This is a genomic window from Cupriavidus sp. UYPR2.512, assembly GCF_000379565.1.
Taxonomy (GTDB): Bacteria; Pseudomonadota; Gammaproteobacteria; order Burkholderiales; family Burkholderiaceae; genus Cupriavidus.
Genome location: NZ_KB902902.1, coordinates 1 through 7090, shown reverse-complemented (window position 1 = coordinate 7090; position 7090 = coordinate 1). Strand labels below are relative to the sequence as shown.

Below are 7090 nucleotides of genomic sequence, written 5' to 3'. Positions count from 1 at the left end.
TAACGTGTTCGTCGAACGCCTTTGGCGCAGCGTCAAATACGAGGAGGTCTACCTGAAAGCCTACGACTCGGTCAGCCATGCGCGCCGCTCTATCGCTAACTACCTAACCTGGTACAACCAACGACGGCCCCATTCCAGTCTGGCGGACCAGACCCCGGATGAGGCATACTTCGCCACGCTGCCAGCGATCAAATCGGCAGCCTGACTGCCCCAGCGCTTCCACTTAAAAACTCCGGATCCCTGTCCGAACAAACGGTGCCACCTCTATCGCCTCCGCCCTGCGGAGCTGGTCAATGATCAGATGCGTGACGCGCCCCGTGTAGCCGTCGACATCCTCTGTCCCGTCAATCTCGGCCGCTTCGACGATCAGTGCCTTCAGCAGGGCCGATACCCGGAACACCGTCGGGTGGGCAAAGGGCACGTCGCCGCCCGCGCCTTCACTGATCCAAAGGCTTCGAAACTCTGCACCCAGTAACGAGCCGACCCGGTGCCGAAGGCCTGTGGGCAGCCAGGCGGCCTGCTCGGGCGAAATGACGAAAGAGCCGCCGGCGACGGTGACCGTCAGTGCACCCGATATCGCATAGACGACCTGGTGCCAGTCATGGGCGTGTTCCGGAAAAGCGTGGCGCGCCGGAATGGACTGGGCTCGCATAGTCATCGGCTGGGGTGGTTCTGCACCATGTGGTGCCTCAATGGTGTCCCATCTCATGTTTCATGCTCCCGTTGGCAGTTATTCTATATAGATTGACCGTTAGTCGAAAGACGGCCAACGCCGGTTCGGCTTTAATGGCTGGCATGAATGACGATCGTCCGGTCTGCACCGCGCACCCGGATGCTGCCGCCTGCCCCAGGCCTTGATCCTCAAAGGAGTGAATAGTTTTATGGCGCGCTTCGAAGACCGGTACGGTCTGCAACTCTCCACGACCTCTGACGTCGCCGCGGACCGCTACCAGACAGGCATCGACCTGCTGCTGTCCCTGTGGCCGAATGCGGGGGCCACACTCGATGACGCAATCGCGGCCGACCCGGATTTCGCGCTCGCCTACGCTGCGCGCGCACGCCTGCACGCTATTCGTGCCGAGGCGACCGACGCAAAGGGGAAGATTGGCGTCGCAAAGGAACTGGTGGCTCGCCATGGCACCGAGCGCGAGCGCAGCCATGTGGAAGTGCTGTGGCTGGCCATCCACGGCCAGTCGGCCAAGGCGCTGGCCAGCGCACTCGAGCACACCGATCGCTGGCCGCGAGACATCCTGGTCTTGTCTTTGCCGCTAGGCGCCTTTGGCTTGCTCGCGTTTTCCGGCATGGCCGACCATAATCAGGCACGCGTAGACCTGTGCGAGCGTCATGCTTCGCATTTCGACGCGGACGACTGGTGGTTTCTCACCTATCGCGGATGGTCGCATGGGGAGAACGGAGATGTCGCACGTGGTCGCACCCTCACCGAACGGGCACTCGAGTTGCGGCGGAACAATGTCAACGCCGTTCACGCGCTGGCGCACGTGATGTATGAAGCCGGTGCGGGCAACGATGCGGAAGCGCTTATCAAGGATTGGCTGCCCGGCTACGACCGCAGTGGCATCCTGCACAGCCACATTGCCTGGCATGCCGCGCTTGTTGCGCTTGAGCGGGGCGACACTGACCAGGCGCTCGGAATCTACGGCGAACACGTCGCACCCTCTACCACTTTGGGCGTCCCAATCAACGTGGTGAGCGATACGGCCTCCTTCTTGTGGCGTTTCCAGGCTTATGGGCACCCGGTACCAACAGGACTCTGGCAGGACGCCTCGGCCTATGCTTCGCGGTACTTCCAGCAGCCCGGCTTCCCGTTTGCCGACGTCCACATGGCGCTTGTGGCGGCAGCCAGTGGCGACAAGGGTGCGCTCGAGGGGCGCGTCAAAGCCCTGAACGAACTCATCGAGGCGGGAAAGCTTCCGGCCGGCCCCGTCGTACCGGCAATCTGCCGAGCGGCGCTGGCATTCGCCGAAGAGGACTACCGGGGCTGCGCCACCATACTGGAACCGGTGGCCCACGAAGTTGCACGTATCGGCGGCAGCGGCGCGCAGCGGGAGATCGTGGAAGACACCCTGCTGGTTTCGTTGATGCGCAGCGGTAACGCAACCAAGGCACGGGCGCTCCTCAACAAGCGCCTGCTTCGCCGCCCGTCGCCACGCGACGCTAGCTGGCTTGAACGCCTCGCCGCCGCCTGACCTCTGCGCAAGGTGACGGCCTCCTCGGCCACAGCGTAAAGGGGAGCCGTCATATGCGAATCCCTCGAAGTTCCCTGCCTGCTTCGCTTCCACGTGAGCCGCGAATGGCTACCTCGGCTCGCATGCGGGCCGCTCGCCTGCCAGCAGCAGGACAGCGTCGCTACCAACTCTTGCCCGGCAAGCCGCCGCTTGCCGGGCCAATCAATCGAAATGACCTCCATCGCAACAACAGAAGCCACCGGGCTTCAACGGCTATTGGTTCGTGGCATCGGGCCAGTCGCGGCAATCGCCATCGCGCAGCTTTTCGGCACCGCACTGTGGTTTAGCGCGAACAGTACAGCGGCGGATCTGATGCGCGTCTGGCATGCCACCGAGGCCGACATCGGATGGCTCACCAGCGCCGTACAGCTCGGCTTCATCCTGGGCACACTCGGCATCTCCCTGAGCGGCGGGGCAGACCGTTTTCGAGCGAGCTCCATCTTCGTGGGAAGCGCGATCGCGGGAGCGGTCTTCAATCTCGGCTTTGCATGGTTGTCGACCGGTCTTGTCAGCGGCGCGGTGCTCCGCTTCTGCGTGGGTGTCTGCCTGGCCGGCATCTATCCAATGGGCATGAAGCTGATTGTTGGCTGGGCACCACATCGAACCGGGCAAGCGCTGGCCCAACTGGTCGCCATGCTGACCCTCGGCACCGCACTACCCCATGCAATGCGCGTCATGGGCGCCGGCCTGCCGTGGCAACTAGTCATTACCGCGTCGTCGGTCCTTGCCCTGTTGGGCGCATGCGTGGTCGGCGTGCTGAGGGATGGCCCGCATTCCGTCATAAAACCTCGCCAGGCCCGGCGCTCACAGACGCCCGACACGGCCCCACGCTCAGTGCTGCATGTCTTCCGCATTCGTTCCTTCCGAGCCGCAACACTGGGATACTTCGGCCATATGTGGGAGCTCTATACGTTCTGGACCGTGGTACCGCTGCTTGTCGCGCGCACACCGTTGGCTGCACAGTACCCGAGCATCGGCGTCTCGGGACTCGCATTCATTGTGATCGGCATCGGCAGCCTTGGCTCCCTGATCGGCGGGGCCTTCTCGCTGCGCGTGGGCAGCGCCAGGGTTGCCTTGACCGCGCTGAGCATCTCGGGACTTTGCGCCATAGCGTTCGCGCTAGGCTGGCAGACGTTGGCGCCCATCCCGCTGTTCGGCTTGTTGATCTTTTGGGGGGCGTCCGTCGTGGCCGACTCGCCTCAGTTCTCCGCGCTTGCAGCGAAAGCGTGCCCGCCAGAGCTGGTTGGCAGCGCCCTGGCAATCCAGAACGCCATCGGCTTCGCCATCACCGTCGTTTCCATTGCGGCAACTACGGCACTGATTGAGCGCATCGGACTCGATGCAACCTGGCTTCTCGTTCCGGGCCCCATCCTTGGGCTGGCCGGCTTCTCGCTGACGTCTCTACGCGCGCGCGCTGCACGCTGACACTGTAGCTCCGAAGTCTCGCGATACGGCCGCTGCGAACAGACACTCGGGCAAGCAAGCCATCGGCCGCATTAACGAAGCCACCGTATTGTCAATAGGAGGAAACGCCGGACCTGAAATGGCAGATCCAGCGACGGTCAATTGACGCTCACGGCCAGGGATCCCTAGACTCTGCCGCACCAACGATGCAAGCGCGCTGCCCGGCAGGAAAACCTGCCTGCATCGCACAAACAGCGCACCGCATCGCTACATGAATCCGTGCCATTTCCAGATAAGGGAGACAGTTATGAAGTGCAGCGCACGCCTGGCCGGCATCATTGCCATTTCATCTTTTGCCGTCACGACCGCCGCCTGGGCTGACGACTATCCGAATCGCCCGATTACGCTCGTCATTCCGTGGGCAGCGGGCGGATCCACCGACGTGGTCTTCCGCACGCTGGCCAATGCTGCGGCGAGAAGGCTTGGCCAGCCATTCGTGGTCGAGAACAAGCCGGGAGTCGGAGGGACACTGGGCGCAGTGACGATGTCGAAGACTGCGAAACCAGATGGCTATACCATCGCCCAGGTTTCAGTCCCTTTGTTCCGTCTGCCGCTGATACAGAAATCCAACTGGGATCCCGAGAAGGACTTCACGTACATCGTGGGCCTGATGGGTTACACGTTTGCCATCACGACGGCGGCGCAGTCTCCCTACAAGAGCTGGGCCGACGTCGTCAGCTACGCGAAAAAGAATCCCGGCGCGATCACATACGGCACGTCTGGCCAGAACTCAACACCACACCTTGGCATGGAACAGATCAGTTCCATGGCCGGCATCAACCTCGCGCACGTGCCCTTCAAATCGGGTTCTGAAACAAGCGTCGCATTGCTCGGCGGACATACCCAGCTCCAGGTGGAAGGCGGCACGTGGATTCCGCTGGTGAAGAGCGGCAAGGCAAGGTTGCTCGCGGTCTGGACCGAAAAGCGCAGCAAGCTGTTTCCTGACGCCCCTACCCTAAAGGAACTGGGCTACCCGCTCGTCATCACCTCGCCAATCGGTCTCGCTGGCCCCCGCGGCATGGACCCGAAAATCGTCACGAAGCTACAAGACGCGTTCCACGCAGCAATGGGCGATCCAGAAGTGCAGAAGGTCATGGACGACTATCTGATGCAACCGGACTACAAGACATCCGAGGACTTTCGGAAGTTCATGCTGCAGGAGCAAACGAAGGAAAGGGCATTGGTCAAGCGGCTTGGGCTGAGTATGCAATAACGCAGGGCGAGATTTTCCATGCCTTCACAGGCAAGTGCAGCGACATCGCCGCTCCGCTGATTGCCCTCAGCCTGCTCACGGGTTCCGGATTCAGGTTAGCGAATTCATCCACCCGCGTCATCAGAGCGTTGCGGCAGGCATTCCGGTTTTGCATCATCAGCAACCTCCAATGTCCTGAGGGTGCCACCTTTGGAGCGTTCCAGATACGGCACCCTGCTCCGTTCTCAAACTTCTTCGTAAATCCTGATTTCCGGCTCGGCCGCCAGCAACTGCCCAAGTTCGCGTACGACATCGGTGGTGAACAGATTGCTCTGCAGATAGGCTTTGGCGTTCACGACGCTATCGAACCCGTGAAGCACCTGGACATCTTCCTCGCGTACCAGCAGTTTCTTCGATTGAGCACCTGCGATCGTGGTCAGGAACGGTCCTTGTATTTCTGGTAAACCTCGGCAGCGGCCGCGCGGCGGTTGTGAGGGATGTTCAGGGTAATCTGCAGATAGGTCATTTCTCTTTCCTGGCGGTTTGACATCAAACGTGGCGTCCTGCCATCACGCCGCCATCGACCGGCAGAACGGTGCCGGTAATCCACGACGCATTCGGAGAGGCCAAGAACAGAATCGCTTCGGCGACATCGGCAGATTGACCGTTTCGCCCCAGCGGATGGAATGCGTTGAAGGTCGGCAAGATCTGCTCAACCTGCTGCTCCGTCATGAACGTGTTGTACACCGGTGTCTCCACCACGCCTGGAGCGACGGTGTTGATTCGAATATTCAATGGTGCGAGCTCAATCGCAAGATTGCGCGTCAAGGCATGCACGCCGGCATTCGCCGCAGAATAGGCTGCCGAGGGAGTGGCCCCAATGGCCTGTAGTGCCCACAGCGAACCCGTCTGGACAATTGCACCGCCACCCCGAGGTTGCATCGCCCGTGCCGCGGCCTGCGCCATGAAGAATTTTCCCTTGAGAATCGTGTCGAGAAACCAGTCGTACTCTGTTTCGTTCAGCTCAAGAAACCCTTTTGGACGGAACACGCCAGCATTGTTGATCAGGATGTCCACCCCACCGAATTCCCGTGTCGCAAGCTCAACCAGCCCAGCTGCGACCGGCAGTTGAGCGATATCGCCGGCAAGGTAGCGGACCCTTTCTCCACTGGCGTCAATCTGCGATGCAGCAAGCCTTAGCTTTTCCTCATCGCGCCCACCAATCACGACACTGGCGCCGTCTTTGACGAGGCGCATGGCCACCTCTTTTCCGATCCCGGAACCACCGCCTGTGACGATTGCCACCTTTGACGTGAAGCTCTTCATTCCCTTACCTCCCACAGTCAGTCTTCAAGGCCGAACACATGCTCAAGCCAGCATGCGGCCAGCACGCAATGAATTCTTACCGTTCAGGGATAGCAAGACAAACGAGATAATGTTTTCTCGCTGAAAGAAAAACTTTCTAGGACGCTAGTGCCCCTGCGTCCGATGCGGGAATGCAGGGAACGTAGACAAGGTCGGCATGAAGCTCGGCATGCGTGAAGTGGAGACACCATTGGCCGCCACCGGATCGCTTTCAAGTCATTCAGCGAGTTCCCAAGGGTCAGAGCTTTTCGCGCCCATGGTAAGCTAGGCGCGTATAAAGGAAAACTTTCTCGCCATGAAGTCGCCTGTCTACCTTAACGCGCTGCGTGCATTTGAGGCGAGTGCCCGACACCAAAGCTTTTCGGCAGCCGCAGCGGAGCTAAGCGTGACGCCGGCGGCCATCGGGCAACTTGTCCGCAGCCTTGAAGATTGGCTTGGCATTCGATTGTTCCATCGCCAGGCCAAGGGCCGCACACGTCTTCTCCCCCACTGAAGTCGCGCAGCGCGCGCTCCCAGACATACGAGCTGGCCTCGACAGATTGGCGGTTGGACTGGAGCGCCTGAAAGAAGGTTCCGTGCTTATCCGGTTAGCTCCCAAACCTACTAGTGTAGCGCTCTGTTCTTGATGGAACTTATATGAATTCGGCGTCTCCAATGCCCACACTGCGACACAGCGTGGAGAGAGTGAGTGCGAGTTGCCCCCGAGATCATGTTGACCGACGAGGAGCGAACCAATTTGACGAGGCTGGTTCGGTCGAAGCTCACGAGCGTGAGGCTGGCGCAGCGCGCGCGCATTGTGCTGCTGGCCGCCAACGGAATGCAG

The 7090-nt window shown here is 60.8% G+C and carries 6 protein-coding genes and 2 pseudogenes; 5 read left to right on the top strand and 3 right to left on the bottom strand.

Translation table 11 applies throughout. The features are described from left to right. The coding region (locus A3A5_RS0109835; RefSeq protein ID WP_018310416.1) for an integrase core domain-containing protein at positions 1–205 on the top strand (205 nt) is incomplete at its 5' end. Positions 206–223: 18 nt separating this feature from the next. Here A3A5_RS0109835 and A3A5_RS38095 read toward each other — a convergent pair. Beyond that, entirely contained in the window at positions 224–652 is a 429-nt protein-coding gene (locus A3A5_RS38095; RefSeq protein WP_232431305.1) for an AraC family ligand binding domain-containing protein, read from the bottom strand. A gap of 229 nt (positions 653–881) precedes the next feature. Here A3A5_RS38095 and A3A5_RS0109825 point away from each other — a divergent pair, with 229 nt between their 5' ends. The 3 genes from A3A5_RS0109825 to A3A5_RS0109815 all read left to right on the top strand — a co-directional run bounded on the left by A3A5_RS0109825 (position 882) and on the right by A3A5_RS0109815 (position 4923). Further along, complete coding sequence (locus A3A5_RS0109825) at positions 882–2207, top strand: tetratricopeptide repeat protein (RefSeq protein WP_018310414.1); 1326 nt, start codon at positions 882–884, stop codon at positions 2205–2207. 210 nt (positions 2208–2417) lie between these two features. Continuing rightward, entirely contained in the window at positions 2418–3671 is a 1254-nt protein-coding gene (locus A3A5_RS0109820; protein ID WP_018310413.1) for an MFS transporter, read from the top strand. Positions 3672–3957: 286 nt separating this feature from the next. Then, entirely contained in the window at positions 3958–4923 is a 966-nt protein-coding gene (locus A3A5_RS0109815) for a tripartite tricarboxylate transporter substrate binding protein (RefSeq protein WP_018310412.1), read from the top strand. 224 nt (positions 4924–5147) lie between these two features. On the opposite strand, the pseudogene A3A5_RS41105 reads toward A3A5_RS0109815, so the two are convergent. Both A3A5_RS41105 and A3A5_RS0109805 read right to left on the bottom strand, forming a co-directional pair. After that, positions 5148–5428, bottom strand: a pseudogene (locus tag A3A5_RS41105) (hypothetical protein). Between the two features lie 23 nt (positions 5429–5451). Continuing rightward, complete coding sequence (locus A3A5_RS0109805; protein ID WP_018310410.1) at positions 5452–6228, bottom strand: SDR family NAD(P)-dependent oxidoreductase; 777 nt, start codon at positions 6226–6228, stop codon at positions 5452–5454. Between the two features lie 334 nt (positions 6229–6562). Here A3A5_RS0109805 and A3A5_RS45510 point away from each other — a divergent pair. Continuing rightward, a pseudogene (locus tag A3A5_RS45510) lies at positions 6563–6842 on the top strand (LysR family transcriptional regulator); the annotation flags it as partial. Positions 6843–7090: the final 248 nt, after the last annotated feature.

What these genes read in the sequence shown, in the direction of transcription:
- A3A5_RS38095 (WP_232431305.1), bottom strand. Translation starts at nt 652, where the DNA reads ATGCGAGCCCAGTCCATTCCGGCGCGCCACGCTTTTCCGGAACACGCC.
- A3A5_RS0109825 (WP_018310414.1), top strand. Translation starts at nt 882, where the DNA reads ATGGCGCGCTTCGAAGACCGGTACGGTCTGCAACTCTCCACGACCTCT.
- A3A5_RS0109820 (WP_018310413.1), top strand. Translation starts at nt 2,418, where the DNA reads ATGACCTCCATCGCAACAACAGAAGCCACCGGGCTTCAACGGCTATTG.
- A3A5_RS0109815 (WP_018310412.1), top strand. Translation starts at nt 3,958, where the DNA reads ATGAAGTGCAGCGCACGCCTGGCCGGCATCATTGCCATTTCATCTTTT.
- A3A5_RS0109805 (WP_018310410.1), bottom strand. Translation starts at nt 6,228, where the DNA reads ATGAAGAGCTTCACGTCAAAGGTGGCAATCGTCACAGGCGGTGGTTCC.